Here is a 15,156-nt window from a genome sequence, read left to right as displayed (position 1 = left end):
TGACGCATCTGCGGAGGCCGGGAATAGTCTGAGCGCCGCGCGGTTGAACTTGATACGCACGCACTCAACTACGTAATATCAAGTTGAGTCGCACACGCTCACCTTCATCCAGGAGACATCAGGGACATGCCCGAAGACTTCACTTCCCCCGACGGCCACGGCGCGAGTTCGTTCGACGAGTTCCTCGCCCGCTACCTCGCCGGCGAGCAGGCGCGCGCCGAGCGGTCGATCGATCTCAGCCGTTTCCTCAGCTCCCGCACGCAGGAGGCGCTCCAGCGCGCCGGACGGTTCGCCCTCGAGCGCGGCCAGCGCGAGCTCGACGCGCTCCACGTCCTGCGCATCCTCGTCGACCAGTCGCCGGCGAACGAGGCCGTCCAGCGCATCGGCGCCGATCCCCGCGCCATCGCGCGCGCAACCGAAGGACGCCTGCCCGCAGCATCCGCTCCCGCCGACGTCGATGGAGCGGTCGTCACCGCATCGGTGCAGCGTGCGCTCTTCCTGGCCTACCAGGTCGCCCGCAGTGCGGGTTCGACCTACGTCGACCCCGAGCACCTCTTCTTCGCTCTCGTGCTGGCGCAGGACGCCCCCGCCGGGCAGATCCTCGCCCAGGCGGGTGTCACCGCCGAAGCGCTGACGCAGGCCGTGCGCGAGACCGTGACCCCGGGCACCGACGCCTCCGACTCCGCGGCGCCGTCGGAGACGCCGATGCTCGACCGCTTCGGCACCGACCTCACCGCGCGCGCCGAGGCGGGAGACCTCGACCCCGTGATCGGACGCAGCGACGAGATCGAGCAGACGATCGAGATCCTCAGCCGCCGCACCAAGAACAACCCGGTGCTCGTCGGCGAGGCCGGCGTCGGCAAGACCGCGATCGTCGAGGGACTCGCGTCGGCGATCGTGGCCGGCTCCGTGCCCGAGCAGTTGCGCGGTAAGCGCGTCATCGCACTCGACCTCCCGGCGATGCTCGCCGGAACGCGCTACCGCGGCGACTTCGAAGAGCGCCTCACGCAGACCATGGACGAGGTCTCCGCCCGCAAGGGCGAAGTCATCCTCTTCATCGACGAGGTGCACACCGTCGTCGGTGCCGGCGGCGGGGGAGAGGGCGCCATGGACGCCGGCAACATCCTCAAGCCGCGCCTGGCGCGGGGCGACCTGCACCTCGTCGGCGCCACGACCCTCCGCGAGTACCGCACCATCGAGAAAGACCCGGCGCTGGAGCGCCGGTTCCAGCCCGTGCGTGTGGGCGAGCCCTCGATCGAAGACGCCGTGCTGATCCTCCGGGGTCTGCGCCCGGCTTACGAGGAGCACCACGGTGTGAGCTTCACCGACGAGGCCCTCCGCGCCGCGGTCGAGCTCTCCGACCGGTACGTGAGCGACCGCGTGCTGCCCGACAAGGCGATCGACCTCATCGACCAGGCCGGAGCGCGCCTGCGCCTGCGGCTCGGCGTGAAGGTCGACGTGTCGGAGCTCGTCGCCCGGCTCGCGACCCTCGAGGCCGACAAGAACGCCGCGGTCTCGGCCGAGCACTACGAGGAGGCCTCCCGCATCCGCGATGAGATCTCTTCGGTGCAGGAGAAGCTGGATGCGGCGACCTCCGCGGGCGCGTCGGCCACGGCCTCGTCGGCCATCGTCGGCGAGCCCGAGATCGCCGCAGTCATCAGCCGAGCCACGGGGATCCCCGTGAACCGTCTCACCGAGACCGAGCGCGGACGCCTCGCCACCCTCGAGGACGAACTGCACGGTCGCGTGATCGGGCAGGACGCCGCCGTGACCTCCGTCGCGACGGCGGTGCGCCGCAACCGCACCGGCATGGGCGACGCGAACCGGCCCGTCGGGTCGTTCCTCTTCCTCGGTCCGACCGGAGTCGGCAAGACCGAGCTCGCCAAGGCGCTCGCCGCGTCGCTCTTCGACGACGAGGGCGCGGTCATCCGCTTCGACATGAGCGAGTTCGGCGAGCGGCACACGGTGTCGCGTCTCGTGGGGGCCCCTCCGGGATACGTCGGCTACGACGAGGCGGGACAGCTCACCGAGCGCGTTCGGCGCAACCCGTACTCGATCGTGCTGTTCGACGAGATCGAGAAGGCGCACCCCGACGTGTTCAACCTGCTGCTGCAGGTGCTCGACGACGGTCGGCTCACCGACGGCCAGGGCCGCACGGTCGATTTCCGCAACACCGTGGTGATCATGACGTCGAACATCGGCAGCGAGTTCCTCGCGTCGCGCGCGGGGGCCATCGGTTTCATCGCCGACGGCGGAGGAGCCACCGGCTTCGGATCCGAGAAGGATCTGCGCGACCGGGTCATGGGGCGCCTGCGCGAGGCCATGCGGCCGGAGTTCCTCAACCGCATCGACGACATCGTGCTGTTCCGCAAGCTCGACCGTGAGCAGCTGCGCGAGATCGTGCGGCTCATGCTCGGCACGACCGAGAAGCGCCTCGCCCGCCGCGAGGTGTCGATCGAGATCACCGAGACCGCGATCGACTGGCTCGCCGAGCACGGGTACGAGCCCGAGTACGGCGCCCGGCCGCTGCGCCGGCTCATCCAGCGCGAGATCGACGATCGCGTCGCCGACCTGTTCGTCACGGGCGCGCTCGTCGACGGGGGAGCGGTGACGGTGGATGCCGCCGACGGCGCCCTCGTCGTGCGTCCCGCCGCCCTCGCCCCCCAGGCCGCCTGACCCCGGCCGCCCGCCCCCTGACCGCGAGACCGCTCGTGCGCGGCGAGACCCTGGCTTTCGACCACGGTCTCGTCGCGCCGACGCGGTCTCGCGGTCTGTGGCGGGGGCTGACAGAGTGGGGAGCATGACCGCACGCGTATCGATCGGGGTTGCCGGCACGCTCGGACCGGAGGCGGTCGCACGTCTCGCACCGGCGGTCGAGGCCGCCGGCTTCGCGGCGCTGTGGGTGAACGACACCCCCGACGGCGATGCCCTCGCCGCGCTCGCCGCCGCCGCCGAGGTCACCGACCGGCTGACCCTCGCGACGGGGGTCATCCCGGTCGACCGACGCTCGGCCGAGACGATCGCCCGCGAGGTGCTGACCGCGGGGATCCCGCAGGAGCGACTCGTGCTCGGAATCGGCTCGGGCGTCTCCCCGAAGGGCGCGCTCGCGCGCGTGGGCGAGGCCGTCGAGGCGCTCCGATCCGAGCTCGACGCCCGCGTGGTGGTCGGGGCGCTGGGGCCGAAGATGCGGATGCTGGGAGCCGAACGCGCCGACGGAGTTCTGCTCAACTGGGTTCCCGCCTCCGCGGCCGCCGTCCAGTCCGCCGAGCTCCACGCGGCATCGGCCGACACCCGCGTCTGCGTCTACGTGCGCACCGCGATCGACCCCGCAGCATCCGACCGGCTCGCCGCCGAGACCGCGCGGTACGCCTCGTATCCGAACTATGCGGCGAACTTCGCTCGGCTGGGAGTCGACGCGACCCAGACGACGTTCCGCGACGAGGCGGAGCTGCGCGAACGCCTCCCCGCCTACCGGGCCGTAGTCGACGAGGTGGTGCTCCGCGCGATCACGGCCGACGACGGGGTCGACGCTCTGCTCGACTTCGTCGCTCGCACCGCCCCCTGACGCGGGCCGCGGCGACTAGGATCGCCCCCATGCAGCAGCGCACCCTCGGACGCACCGGTTTCTCCGTCTCTCCCATCGGCCTCGGCACCTGGCAGCTCGGTGCCGACTGGGGCGATGTCGACGAGGCCAGCGCCTTCGACGTGCTCGGTGCCTCGGTCGACGCCGGAGTGACGTTCTTCGACACGGCCGACGTCTACGGCGACGGGCGCAGCGAGCAGTTCATCGGGCGCTTCCTCGCTCAGCGTCCGGGCCACGGCATCACGGTCGCCACCAAGATGGGCCGGCGCGGCCCGCAGGAGCCGGGGGAGTTCACGCTCGACCACTTCCGCGCGTGGACCGACCGCTCGCGCGAGAACCTGGGCGTCGACACGCTCGACCTCGTACAGCTGCACTGCCCGCCGACGCCGGTGTTCTCCACCGATGCGGTCTACGACGCCCTCGACACCCTCGTCGCCGAGAAGCGGATCGCCCACTACGGCGTGAGCGTCGAGACCTGCGACGAGGCGCTCGCCGCCATCGCGCGCCCGGGCACGGCGAGCGTCCAGATCATCGTCAACGCCTTCCGGCTCAAGCCGCTCGACGAGGTGCTCCCCGCGGCGGCCGAGGCCGGCGTCGGCATCATCGTGCGCGTACCGCTCGCGTCGGGCCTGCTCAGCGGCAAGTACACCGAAGACACCACGTTCGCCGCATCCGACCACCGCACCTACAACCGCGACGGCAGCGCGTTCGACGTGGGCGAGACCTTCGCGGGCGTCGACTTCGAGACCGGCGTGCGGGCGGCGCGCGAGTTCGCCGCCCTCGTTCCCGAGGGCGTGACCCCCGCCGCCGCCGCGCTCTCGTGGGTCGCGAACCTTCCCGGCGTGACCACCGTCATCCCCGGGGCGCGCAACCGGGCCCAGGCCGAGGGCAACGCCGCGGCGGGCACGGTCGTGCTGCCGGACGGATTCGATGCCGGCGTGCACGAGATCTACGACCGATACTTCCGCGAGGCCGTGCACCCGCGTTGGTGATGCCGACCGCTGGCACACTGGACGCATGAGCGAATCGGCCGGTCGTCGACGACTCCGCACGACCGGGCGGTGGTCGCTGGCAGCTCTCCTGCTGGGCGCCGGCCTGTCGCACCTGACCTGGGGGCGTCGCGGCTACCGCATCGTCGTGCCCGAGTGGGCGGTGCGGATGCTGCGTCTGGACAAGGACGCGATCGTGGTCGCCTCGGGCGTGGTCGAGGGGCTGCTCGGTGCGGCTCTCCTGGTGCTGCCGCGGGACCGACAGCGCATCGGCGGGCTGATCGCGGCATTCTTCGTCGCCGTGTTCCCCGGGAACGTGCATCACTGGCGCAGCGGTCGACCCGTGCCGGGCATGCGCACCGATCGCGCCCGATTCGCGCGGCTCTTCCTGCAGCCGGTGCTCGTCGCGTGGGCGATCTGGGCCACCCGATCCGACGGTCGCCGCCGATGACCCGACGCGCGGTCGTCGCCGGCGGAAGCGGGTTCGTCGGCACCGCGGTCATCGCCTCGCTGCGTGACGAGGGATATCTCGTCACGCAGATCGGCCGGCGCGGGCCCGACGCCTCGTGGGGCGATTCCGACGGCATCCGCCGCACGATCGACGGGGCCGAACTGCTCGTCAACCTCGCCGGCAAGAGGGTGGATTGCCGCTACACCGACGCGAACCGCGACGAGATCTTGCGCTCGCGCGTAGAGACGACGCGGGAGCTCCGCGAGGCGGTCGCGGACGTCGAGTCGCCGCCGGCCGTGTGGCTGAACGCGAGCACCGCGACGATCTACCGGTACGCCCTCGATCGCCCGCAGTCCGAGGACGGCGGCGATCTCGGATCGGGCTTCTCCGTCGACGTGGCGCGGGCGTGGGAGCAGGAGCTCTTCGCCGACGACCTTCCGGCTACCCGCCGCGTCGCGCTGCGCATGGCGATCGTGTTCGGCGACGGCCCGGCGACCGCGATGCTCCTGCGGCTGGCCCGCCTCGGGCTCGGCGGGTCACAGTACGACGGCCCGTGGTTCCCGCACCGCCGCTACCGCGGCATCGGCCAGCATCCGACCGGCGACGATCGCGCGCCGTGGCACCGGTCGCGGGGCCGCCAGCGCTTCAGCTGGATCCACCTCGACGATGTGGTCGGGTCGATGCGGTTCCTTCGCGAGACCCCGTCGCTGTCGGGGCCGATCAACCTCTCGGCCCCGAATCCGACCGACAACCGCGGTGTCATGGCGGCGCTGCGGCGGGCGGTGGGCGCACCGGTCGGAATCCCGGCGGCCCGGTTCATGCTGGAGCCGGCGCTGTGGGCGCTCGGCGCCGAGTCGGAACTGCTGTTGAAGAGCCGCTGGGTCGTGCCCGATCGCCTGGTGGAGGCCGGCTACGTCTTCCGCTATCCCGAGCTGGAGCCCGCGCTCCGCGACGTCGCGCGACGCTAGCGCGGTCGGCGAGCACGTCCTCCGCGCGACGGGTCGTTGAGCGCCCCCGACACCGGTGTCGGGGGTCGGTGCGATGATTCGAGGATGCTGCTCGCCGACCTCGTCACGACGCTCGACGCGGTCACCGCAACGCGCTCGCGTCTCGCCAAGACCCAGGCTCTCGCCGACCTCCTCACCGCCGCGCGCCCCGATGAGGTCGAGCCGTTGGTCGGGCTCGCGACCGCGTCGCTCCGGCAGGGTCGGCTCGGTGTGGGCTGGCGATCGCTGGGAGCACTGGAGGTGTCGCACGCCGCAGACCCCACGCTGACGATCGGCGATGTCGACGAGACGTTCACCGCGCTCGCCGCCGTGGGTGGGGCGGGGTCGGCGGCCGAGCGCGCCTCGATGCTGCGCGGGCTCGCCGAGCGCGCGACCGCGGCCGAGTGGGAGTACCTCACGCACGCCATGCTGGGCGAGCTGCGCACCGGGGCTCTTGAGGGCGTGCTGCTCGACGCGATCGCACGCGCCGCCGAACGCGACCTCACCGTCGTCCGGCGTGCGGCGATGCTCTCGGGCGACACCGGCATGACCGCGCGCATCGCGCTCACCGAGCCCGCGATGGCACTCTCCGACATCGGACTCGTCGTGGGTACACCCGTGATGCCGATGCTGGCGGCGACCGCCACCACCGTCGGCGAGGCGCTCGCGGAGTTCGGCACGGCCTCGGTCGAATACAAGCTCGACGGCGCGCGCATCCAGGTGCATCGCCGGGGCGACGAGGTGCACGTCTACACGCGTTCCCTCGCCGAGGTGACCCACCGTGTTCCCGAGATCGTCGAGGTCGTGTGCGCGCTCCCGGCAGAAGACGTCATCCTCGACGGCGAGACGCTCGCGCTCGACGAGAGCGGTGCGCCGCGGCCTTTCCAAGACACGATGGCGCGCTTCGGGGCCGACGTGGCACGCGAGGTCATCCTTCGACCGCGCTTCTTCGACATCCTCCACCTCGACGGTCGCGACCTGCTCGACGAGCCCCAGGCCGTCCGCGCGGCCGAACTCGCCCGCGTCGTCGGCGAGCTGCGCGTGCCGGCTCTCGTCACCGACGACACCGTCGCGGCCGACGACTTCGCGCGCGGCGCGCTCGACGCCGGGCACGAGGGCGTCATGGTGAAGGCGATCGACGCGCCGTACATGGCCGGGCGCCGCGGCAAGACGTGGCTGAAGGTGAAGCCCGTCCACACGTTCGACCTGGTCGTGCTCGGCGTCGAGCGCGGTTCCGGACGCCGTTCGGGGTGGCTGTCGAACCTCCACCTGGGCGCTCATGACCCCGACGGCGAGTTCGGCGAACCCGGCGGATTCGTCATGGTGGGTAAGACCTTCAAGGGCCTGACCGACGGACTCCTCCGCTGGCAGACCGAGTACTTCCCGACGATCGCCACCGCCGAGACGGCGTACGCCCTGACGCTGGCACCCTCGACCGTCGTCGAGATCGCGATCGACGGCGTGCAGCGGTCGACGCGATACCCCGGTGGTGTGGCGCTACGGTTCGCGCGCGTGAAGGGGTACCGCACCGACAAGCGAGCGCCCGAGGCCGACACCATCCAGACGCTGCGAGGGATGCTGCGCGACTGATTCTGAGCGCACTCCGCGCTCTCTGTACGTCGGACGCCGACGCCGATGCCCACCCTGGAGGGCATGTTTCGGGGCGCTCTTTTCGGGTCGGGGCGCGGGTTTTCGTGCCCCAGTGCGAATAGTGCGCCCCAAACCCGGGGGTGACGCCGCGGGCACGGGCCGCGGGTGCGGTCGGGCGGCTCGGGTTGCGGGAAGCGTGCGCCGTGTGACGGATGCTGCGCGGCACGACGCCTGGCTTCGGGGCGCACTTTTCGGGTCTGGGCGCGGGTTTTCGTGCCCCAATGCGAATACTGCGCCCCAAACCCCGGGGCACGCGCCGCGTCCGGGGTCGGGTGGCTCGGGTTGTGGGGGGCGTGCGCCGTGTGACGGATGCTGCGCGGCACGGCGCCTGGCTTTGGGGCGCTCTTTTCGGGTCGGGGCGCGGGTTTCCGCGCCCCAGTGCGAATAGTGCGCCCCAAACCCGGGGGTGACGCCGCGGGCACGGGCCGCGGGTGGGGTCATGCGGGGCGGGCGACCGCCCGCACCAGGACGACGTTCGATGCCTCGTCGACCTCGACGACCTCGGGGTGGGCCTTGACGAAGTCGGAGAAGCTGCGGAAGCCGAGCCCCTTCTCGCTGAACGAGGGGTCGAGGCGCTTCATGAGGTCTTTGAGCGCCGAGGCGTGCAGCCACTCCTCGTCGGCCCGTTCGTTCTCGAGCTGCAGCGCTCGCTCCAGCAGGTTGACCGACGGGTCGGTCGACCGTTTGCGTGCGCGGCTGCGCGCGGGCGCAGCATCCTTCTTCGAGGGTGTCTCCCGGACGACTCCGGGGAGGGAGTCGTAGGCGTCGAAGCGGTCGCACGCCGAGGCGAGCGCCTTGGCCGTCGAGCCGGCGACACCCACGCCCACGACGTATCGCCCCAGGCGCTTGCAGCGCTGTGCCAGCGGTACGTAGTCGGAATCGCCCGCGACGATGACCACGTGCGTGAGATCCGGCAGGCGGAACATGTCTTCGACGGTATCGACCGCGAGACGTATGTCGGCGCCGTTCTTCGCGTAGGCGGCGGCCGGGAACAACTGCACGAGATCGATCGATCGAGCGACGAGCTGAGCGCGATACTCCGCGTTCACCGGCGATGACCAGTCGGCATATGCCCTCGTGAGCACGAGCGTGCCGAAAGATGCCGCGTAGTCGATGATCGCTCCGACGTCGATCGTTGCGGCAGCCAACCGCTCGGCGACCTCGGGGGTGACGGGGCTCTCGGCGATCCGCTGGCGGTCGCGGGAATACGCGTTCCGGCCGTGCACACGGTCGTACCACGACATCACGATGTTGTCGAAGTCCAGATAGACGGCGACGCGGGCGGTCTGCGTTTCGGGCATTGCTCCAGTCTGCTCCCGTCAGCCCTCGTCGGGGTACCGCAGTCCGATCTGCGCGCGCACCGCGTCGAGCGTGCCCATGATCGCCACCGTCTCGTCGATGGGGAGCACGTCGCCGGCGAGGTTGCCCTCGGCGACGAGCTTCTCGGCGTGCAGCGCCTGGTACTGCATGCCGCGACCCTCGATCTCGGAGCGGAACTCTTCGACGACCTCGCCGTCGGGGCGGGTGACGCGGAACGAGGTCGGGGTGTACCAGACCCGATCGATGTCGATGCGTGCCTCGGTGCCGACGATGTGGGCGGTGTTCGGGCCGGCGCCCCGCGACGACGACACCGTCGTGGAGAGCGCGCCGTCCGCGTGGCGGAAGATCGTGGCGATCTCGGCATCGGTGCCGGCGTCCGAGATCCGCGCCTGCGCGCTGACCTCGGTCGGTTCACCCAGGATGTCCCAGGCGAAAGACACCGGATAGATCCCGAGGTCGAGCAGGGCGCCTCCGCCGAGTTCGATCGCGTTCAGACGGTGCGTGGGGTCGTCGCTGATCTTCTGCGTGTGATCGGCGAAGAGGGTGCGCACCTCGCCGAGCACGCCGGATGCGACGAGCTCGCGGATGCGGATCATGTGGGGCAGATAGCGGGTCCACATCGCCTCCATTGCGAGCAGCCCGCGCTCCGCCGCGCGATCGCGAACGGCGGCGGCCTGCGTGGCGTTGAGGGTGAAAGGCTTCTCCACCAGCACGTGCTTGCCGTGGTCGAGGGCGAGGAGGGCGTTGTCGGCGTGGAACGGATGCGGCGTCGCGATGTACACGATGTCGACCTCGGGGTCGGCGACCAGGTCTTCATACGACCCGTACGCGCGGGGTATGCCGAATTCTGCCGCGAACTCCTTCGCCGCCTCGATCCGGCGCGAGCCGACGGCCGTGACCGTGCGTCCCGCCGTCTTCAGGTCGCTCGTGAATGCGTGCGCGATCCCGCCCGTGGCGAGGATGCCCCATCGAAGTCCGTCCATGACTCCGAGACTAACCGGGCGTAGTCTCGACGAGTGTCGTCCCCGGTCGAGAGATTCCGCGAACTGCTGCGCATCCCCACGGTCTCGCACGTCGACCCGGCACGTGTCGACGTCGGCGCGTTCGACGCCTTCCACGAAGGTCTCGAACGCCTGTATCCCCGGCTGCACGCGGCACTCGAGCGCGAGGTCGTGAGCGGTCACGCGCTCCTCTACCGGTGGCGCGGGGCCAGCGACGCAGAACCTCTCGTGCTCATGGCGCACATGGACGTGGTGCCCGTCGTCGCGGAGGAGTGGCAGCATCCGCCGTTCGCGGCCGAGATCACCGGAACCGGGGCCGACGCGAGGATCCACGCGCGCGGCGCCATCGACGACAAGGGCGCGCTCGTCGCAATCGTCGAGGCCGTGGAAGGCCTGCTCGCCGACGGCGTGACACCAGCGCACGACGTGTACCTCGCGTTCGGTCATGACGAGGAGATCGGCGGCACGGGTGCGCAGGCGATCGTCGACGTGCTGCACGCGCGAGGCGTGCGCCCGTCACTCGTGATCGACGAAGGGGGCGCGGTCGTCCGGGGGGCGGTGCCGGGCGTCTCGGCGCCGACGGCCATGATCGGCGTGGCCGAGCGGGGAATCCTCTCGCTCGCACTCACGGTTCCCGAACGCGGCGGGCACGCCTCGACACCCCCGGCCATGCCCGCGACGGCGAGGCTCGCACGCGCCATCGACCGCCTGCGGCGTCGCCCGTTCCCTCGACGCCTGGCTTCGCCCGTCCGCGCGATGCTGGCGACCGCGGCACCGCACGCCTCGGGGGCGCTCCGACCCGTGCTGCGCCGGCTCGACGGGTTCGGGCCGCTGCTGGCCCGCGTGCTGTCGCGTCTCGGCCCCGAGCTCAACGCCATGGTGCGCACCACCGCGGTCGTCACCGAGCTGTCGGGCTCCGACGGGCAGAACGTGCTCGCGACGCACGCCCGGGCCACGGTCGACATCCGCCTCCTGACCGGCGACACGGTCGATTCCGCGGTCGCGCACGTCCGTCGCGCCGTCGCCGACCCGTCGGTCGAGATCGAGGTGCTGCGGGGAAACGATCCGTCTGCCGTGTCGCCCTGGCGCGGCGACGCCTGGCGGCGCGTCGCCCGAGCGGTGCACGCGACGCTCGGCGACGACGTCGTGCCGCTTCCCTACCTGCAACTGGGTGCGAGCGACAGCCGGTGGTTCACCCGCATCAGCGACGCCGTCTATCGGTTCGCGCCGTTCACCCTGAGCGCCGACGAGCGCGCGGCGCTCCACTCGCACGACGAGCGGATCGGCGTCGACACCTGGCTGCGGGGGATCGAGTTCTACCGGGCGGTCATCCTCGACCGGTGAGCGGGCGGGGCGGGTCGTCGGAGACCCCCAGGAGGAACGCGGCGATGCCGGTGGCGGTGCCTTCGAGCACCGGGCCGCGCCCGAACGACCAGTCGGCATCGGTCGCCCTCACCGTGCGGCCCTTGACCACCGCGCGGCGGTCGAACGGGGCGGATCCGGCGAGCCACAGCGAGACGATGCCGGCCGCGGTGGCGTCGAGGCCGGGGTCGGTGTCGGCGCTGCGCGCCAGCAGCAGCAGCGCTCGCGCGCCGGAGGCCAGGGCACGCGGGTGACGGCGTCGACCGGTGCGGATGGTCTCGCCCAGCCGCGTGAGCCCGGTGGGGGTCGGCTCGACCGCCAGGGCGGCGAACTCGTCCCGCAGGTCGGCGTCGTCGAGGAAGGCCGGGAGCAGCGGTGCGCGGTCGGCCGCGTCGGCGGTGATGATCGCGGACGCCCGGTCGACGATGTCGGCGAGGGTGCCGCGTCGGTCGTTCGATACGCCGGTCTCGGCGCCGTGGGGGCGGCCGCTCAGCGGCAGAAAACGCGCGAAGTCCGACATCGCGCCAGTGTATTGGCGCGGCAGGAATGTGACAGAATCCGTTGCGAGTCGAGCGATGTGACTGTCACATGCTCGCAGCCGGCCCGAAGCGCCTCCGACGAGGATGTCGCGTGTGACCGTGCACATGCAGGAGGCGGTAGATGAGCGACGACGCGGGAGGGCGACGGCCCAGCATCCGTGATGTCGCGCGCCTCGCCGAGGTGTCGCATCAGACCGTCTCGCGCGTGCTGAACGATCATCCGAGCATCCGTCCCGAGACGCGTGCGCGGGTGGTCGAGGTCATGGCCCAACTGCAATACCGGCCCAATCGCGCCGCGCGAGCGCTGGTGACATCGCGTTCGCAGACGATCGGGATCCTGGCCGCCGGCTCGACGACCTACGGTGCCGCGTCGAGCATCGCGGCGATCGAGACCGCCGCCCGCACCCGCGGTTACTGGGTGAGCACCGCGAACATCGACGTGAAGGACCCCGAGTCGATACCCGCCGGCATCGCCCATCTGATGGCGCAGTCCGTCGACGGACTCGTCGTCATCGCACCCCAGGTGCGCGTGCTGCGGGCGCTCGCCGCCGAGCAGCTCGACGTTCCCTATGTGACCCTGCAGTCCACCGAATTGGACGCCGACCACACCCTTTCGGTCGACCAGGTCGCCGGTGCACGACTGGCGACGAGGCACCTCATCGAACTCGGGCACCGCAGCATCTACCACTTGGCCGGACCCCAGGATTGGATCGAGGCGGAGGCGAGGATGCGGGGATTCCTCGCCGAGATGTCGGCGAGCGACATCCCCACGACCGCGCCGATCCTCGGTGACTGGACCGCGGAGTTCGGCTACTACGCCGGGCGGGAGCTGCTGGGAGTCCGCGATTTCACGGCGATCTTCTCGTCGAACGACCAGATGGCGCTCGGTCTGCTCCACGCCATCCGGGACGAGGGTCTCGAGGTGCCCAGGGACGTGAGCATCGTCGGGTTCGACGACATCCCCGAGGCGGCGCACTTCTGGCCGCCGCTCACGACCGTGCGTCAGGACTTCGCCGAGCTCGGTCGACGATGTGTCGATGTGCTGCTCGGTTCCACCGACGCGCAGGCCTCTTCGCTCGTCCCCGAGCTGGTCGTCCGGCACTCCAGCGGCCCGGTTTCACGCCTCTGAACCTCGCGTTACCAAGCTGAGACGTGCCGCGCTTGACACCGGCGCCGCAGACCTGGCTATAGTTGCGCAATGTGAACGGTCACATGACCGCATCACACGGGTTGACGAAGGAGTCGTGATGGGCGCTGGCGATGCCGCCGAGCTGCACGACCCGTACGTGGCAGGCGTGAAGACCGAGGTCGCCGTGGCACGCGTGCGGGCCGATGTCGCGGCTCTCCACGCCGAGCTGGTGCGGTACGGACTCGTCGTCTGGACGGGCGGCAACGTGTCGGGTCGCGTCCCCGGAGCAGACCTGTTCGTCATCAAGCCGTCCGGTGTCTCGTACGACGACCTCGCCCCCGAGAACATGATCGTCTGCGACCTCGACGGCCAGGTCGTCGAGGGCACCCCGGGAAGCACCCGTGCGCCCTCGAGCGACACGGCGGCGCACGCGTACGTGTACCGCAACCTGCCCGAGGTCGGCGGCATCGTCCACACGCACTCGACCTACGCCGTGGCCTGGGCGGCACGCGGCGAAGAGATCCCGTGCACGATCGTGGCCGCTGCCGAGGAGTTCGGCGGCCCGGTGCCGGTGGGGCCGTTCGCGATCGTCGGCGACGACACGATCGGTCGCGGCATCGTCGACACCCTCCGGGGCTCGCGCTCGCGCGCCGTGCTGATGCGCAACCACGGTCCGTTCACGATCGGCGAGACCCCCCGCGACGCCGTGCGGTCAGCCGTGGTGCTCGAGGACGTCGCACGCACGGTGCACATCGCCCGCGAGGGCGGCGCGGTGGAGCCCCTCCCCACTGAGGCGATCGATCGCCTCCACGAGCGCAGCCGGTCGCTCGACCACCAGACCACCGTCGAGCGCCGGGTTACCCCGCCGCGTCGCGGTCGCCGTTCGGAGAAGACCTCCGGTCGGACAGCAGATAAATGAACACCGAAACACCAAGACGAAGAAGTCCTAAGAAAGGAATCACTGTGAAAGGCAAGAAGATTCTCGTCGCGGCGGTCGCCGCGGGAGCGCTCCTGCTTTCGGCCTGCTCCGGCGGCTCGACCGGCGGCACCGGCGGTGGCGAGGGCGGCGGCGGCCTCATCGGCGTCGCGATGCCCACCAAGAGCTCCGAGCGCTGGATCCAGGACGGCAACGCCGTGAAGGCTGCCCTCGAGGAGCAGGGCTACTCCGTCGACCTCCAGTACGCCGAGGACGACATCCCCACCCAGGTCTCGCAGATCGAGAACATGATCACCAAGGGTGCAGAAGCGCTCATCGTGGCCTCGATCGACGGCACGACGCTGACGGAGGTGCTGCAGAACGCTGCGGACTCCGACATCCCCGTCATCGCCTACGACCGCCTCATCCGCGACTCGGAGAACGTCAACTACTACGCGTCGTTCGACAACTTCCTCGTCGGTCAGCAGCAGGCGTGGTCGGTTCTCAACGGACTCGGTCTGACCGAGCTCGACGGCACGGCGATCTCCGGCGCGCCGGCAGGTCCGTTCAACATCGAGCTGTTCGCCGGTTCGCCCGACGACAACAACGCGACCTTCTTCTTCGACGGCGCCATGGACGTGCTCCAGCCGCTGATCGACGACGGAACGCTCGTGGTCAAGTCGGGTCAGACCGATTTCCAGCAGGTCGCGACGCTCCGCTGGGACGGCGAGACCGCTCAGAGCCGCATGGAGGACATCCTCACGGCGACCTACTCCGACGGCACGCAGGTCGACGCCATCCTGTCGCCCTACGACGGCATCTCGCGCGGCATCATCTCGGCACTCACCGACGCCGGCTACTCCGTCGGCGCCGAGTGGCCGATCATCTCCGGCCAGGACGCCGAGCTCGACTCGGTCAAGGCCATCAACCGCGGTGAGCAGTACGCGACGATCTTCAAGGACACGCGTCAGCTCGCTCAGGTCGCCGTCGACATGGCGGTCGCCCTGCTCAACGATGAGGAGCCCGAGGTCAACAACACCACGGACTACGACAACGGCGTGAAGGTCGTGCCGTCGTACCTCCTCGACCCGGTGATCGTGGTCAAGGACAACATCACCGAGGTTCTCGTCGACAGCGATTACTGGACCGCGGACGAAGTCGCCGGCTAACACCCGAAGAAACGACGGGCCGGGTGGCGAGAGCCGCCCGGCCCTGTCTGGGGAGAGGAGA

The 15,156-nt window shown here is 70.7% G+C and carries 13 protein-coding genes; 10 read left to right on the top strand and 3 right to left on the bottom strand.

Annotated features, from left to right (window positions below):
- Positions 1-126 precede the first annotated feature (126 nt).
- The 6 genes from DEA06_RS08215 (at position 127) to DEA06_RS08190 (ending at position 7,599) form a co-directional block, all read left to right on the top strand.
- Positions 127-2,676: an ATP-dependent Clp protease ATP-binding subunit gene (locus DEA06_RS08215; RefSeq protein WP_116647499.1), complete on the top strand. Its 2,550-nt coding sequence runs from the start codon at positions 127-129 to the stop codon at positions 2,674-2,676.
- Positions 2,677-2,800: 124 nt separating this feature from the next.
- Positions 2,801-3,565: an LLM class flavin-dependent oxidoreductase gene (locus DEA06_RS08210; protein ID WP_116647498.1), complete on the top strand. Its 765-nt coding sequence runs from the start codon at positions 2,801-2,803 to the stop codon at positions 3,563-3,565.
- A 29-nt stretch (positions 3,566-3,594) separates the two neighbouring features.
- Complete coding sequence (locus DEA06_RS08205) at positions 3,595-4,575, top strand: aldo/keto reductase (protein ID WP_116647497.1); 981 nt, start codon at positions 3,595-3,597, stop codon at positions 4,573-4,575.
- 25 nt (positions 4,576-4,600) lie between these two features.
- Positions 4,601-5,023, top strand: a complete 423-nt coding sequence (locus DEA06_RS08200) for a hypothetical protein (protein WP_116647496.1) — start codon at positions 4,601-4,603, stop codon at positions 5,021-5,023.
- Complete coding sequence (locus tag DEA06_RS08195; protein WP_116647645.1) at positions 5,020-5,991, top strand: DUF1731 domain-containing protein; 972 nt, start codon at positions 5,020-5,022, stop codon at positions 5,989-5,991. The genes DEA06_RS08200 and DEA06_RS08195 overlap by 4 nt, the downstream gene beginning before the upstream one ends.
- A gap of 84 nt (positions 5,992-6,075) precedes the next feature.
- Complete coding sequence (locus DEA06_RS08190; protein ID WP_116647495.1) at positions 6,076-7,599, top strand: ATP-dependent DNA ligase; 1,524 nt, start codon at positions 6,076-6,078, stop codon at positions 7,597-7,599.
- A 497-nt stretch (positions 7,600-8,096) separates the two neighbouring features.
- Here DEA06_RS08190 and DEA06_RS08185 read toward each other — a convergent pair whose 3' ends face one another.
- Together DEA06_RS08185 and DEA06_RS08180 are read right to left on the bottom strand one after the other, a co-directional pair.
- Entirely contained in the window at positions 8,097-8,960 is an 864-nt protein-coding gene (locus DEA06_RS08185; RefSeq protein ID WP_116647494.1) for an NYN domain-containing protein, read from the bottom strand.
- Between the two features lie 18 nt (positions 8,961-8,978).
- Positions 8,979-9,962 carry a Gfo/Idh/MocA family oxidoreductase gene (locus DEA06_RS08180; RefSeq protein WP_116647493.1) on the bottom strand — a complete coding sequence of 328 codons (984 nt, stop codon included), beginning with the start codon at positions 9,960-9,962 and terminating at the stop codon, positions 8,979-8,981.
- A 33-nt stretch (positions 9,963-9,995) separates the two neighbouring features.
- On the opposite strand from DEA06_RS08180, the gene DEA06_RS08175 reads away from it, so the two are divergent.
- Positions 9,996-11,324: a M20/M25/M40 family metallo-hydrolase gene (locus DEA06_RS08175; RefSeq protein ID WP_116647492.1), complete on the top strand. Its 1,329-nt coding sequence runs from the start codon at positions 9,996-9,998 to the stop codon at positions 11,322-11,324.
- Here the strand turns inward: DEA06_RS08175 and DEA06_RS08170 are convergent.
- Positions 11,308-11,862, bottom strand: a complete 555-nt coding sequence (locus DEA06_RS08170) for a hypothetical protein (RefSeq protein WP_116647491.1) — start codon at positions 11,860-11,862, stop codon at positions 11,308-11,310. The genes DEA06_RS08175 and DEA06_RS08170 overlap by 17 nt on opposite strands.
- A 140-nt stretch (positions 11,863-12,002) precedes the next feature.
- Here DEA06_RS08170 and DEA06_RS08165 point away from each other — a divergent pair, with 140 nt between their 5' ends.
- The 3 genes from DEA06_RS08165 to chvE all read left to right on the top strand — a co-directional run bounded on the left by DEA06_RS08165 (position 12,003) and on the right by chvE (position 15,095).
- Complete coding sequence (locus DEA06_RS08165) at positions 12,003-13,010, top strand: LacI family DNA-binding transcriptional regulator (RefSeq protein WP_116647490.1); 1,008 nt, start codon at positions 12,003-12,005, stop codon at positions 13,008-13,010.
- Positions 13,011-13,128: 118 nt separating this feature from the next.
- Positions 13,129-13,929 carry an L-ribulose-5-phosphate 4-epimerase gene (locus DEA06_RS08160; protein ID WP_116647489.1) on the top strand — a complete coding sequence of 267 codons (801 nt, stop codon included), beginning with the start codon at positions 13,129-13,131 and terminating at the stop codon, positions 13,927-13,929.
- A 44-nt stretch (positions 13,930-13,973) separates the two neighbouring features.
- A complete protein-coding gene (gene chvE / locus DEA06_RS08155) occupies positions 13,974-15,095 on the top strand; it encodes a multiple monosaccharide ABC transporter substrate-binding protein (protein ID WP_116647488.1) in 1,122 nt (373 codons plus the stop codon).
- The last annotated feature ends 61 nt before the right edge of the window (positions 15,096-15,156 follow it).

This window comes from Microbacterium sp. Gd 4-13, assembly GCF_003095395.1.
GTDB lineage: Bacteria > Actinomycetota > Actinomycetes > Actinomycetales > Microbacteriaceae > Microbacterium.
The sequence above is the reverse complement of the archived record's forward strand: the minus strand, read 5'-3'. Positions and strand labels throughout refer to the sequence as shown.

Bases quoted from the DNA above. Each gene is read 5' to 3' on its own strand.
- DEA06_RS08190 (WP_116647495.1), top strand. From the start codon at position 6,076: ATGCTGCTCGCCGACCTCGTCACGACGCTCGACGCGGTCACCGCAACG.
- DEA06_RS08160 (WP_116647489.1), top strand. From the start codon at position 13,129: ATGGGCGCTGGCGATGCCGCCGAGCTGCACGACCCGTACGTGGCAGGC.
- DEA06_RS08200 (WP_116647496.1), top strand. From the start codon at position 4,601: ATGAGCGAATCGGCCGGTCGTCGACGACTCCGCACGACCGGGCGGTGG.
- DEA06_RS08180 (WP_116647493.1), bottom strand. From the start codon at position 9,962: ATGGACGGACTTCGATGGGGCATCCTCGCCACGGGCGGGATCGCGCAC.
- DEA06_RS08170 (WP_116647491.1), bottom strand. From the start codon at position 11,862: ATGTCGGACTTCGCGCGTTTTCTGCCGCTGAGCGGCCGCCCCCACGGC.
- DEA06_RS08210 (WP_116647498.1), top strand. From the start codon at position 2,801: ATGACCGCACGCGTATCGATCGGGGTTGCCGGCACGCTCGGACCGGAG.
- DEA06_RS08205 (WP_116647497.1), top strand. From the start codon at position 3,595: ATGCAGCAGCGCACCCTCGGACGCACCGGTTTCTCCGTCTCTCCCATC.
- DEA06_RS08195 (WP_116647645.1), top strand. From the start codon at position 5,020: ATGACCCGACGCGCGGTCGTCGCCGGCGGAAGCGGGTTCGTCGGCACC.
- DEA06_RS08165 (WP_116647490.1), top strand. From the start codon at position 12,003: ATGAGCGACGACGCGGGAGGGCGACGGCCCAGCATCCGTGATGTCGCG.
- DEA06_RS08215 (WP_116647499.1), top strand. From the start codon at position 127: ATGCCCGAAGACTTCACTTCCCCCGACGGCCACGGCGCGAGTTCGTTC.
- DEA06_RS08185 (WP_116647494.1), bottom strand. From the start codon at position 8,960: ATGCCCGAAACGCAGACCGCCCGCGTCGCCGTCTATCTGGACTTCGAC.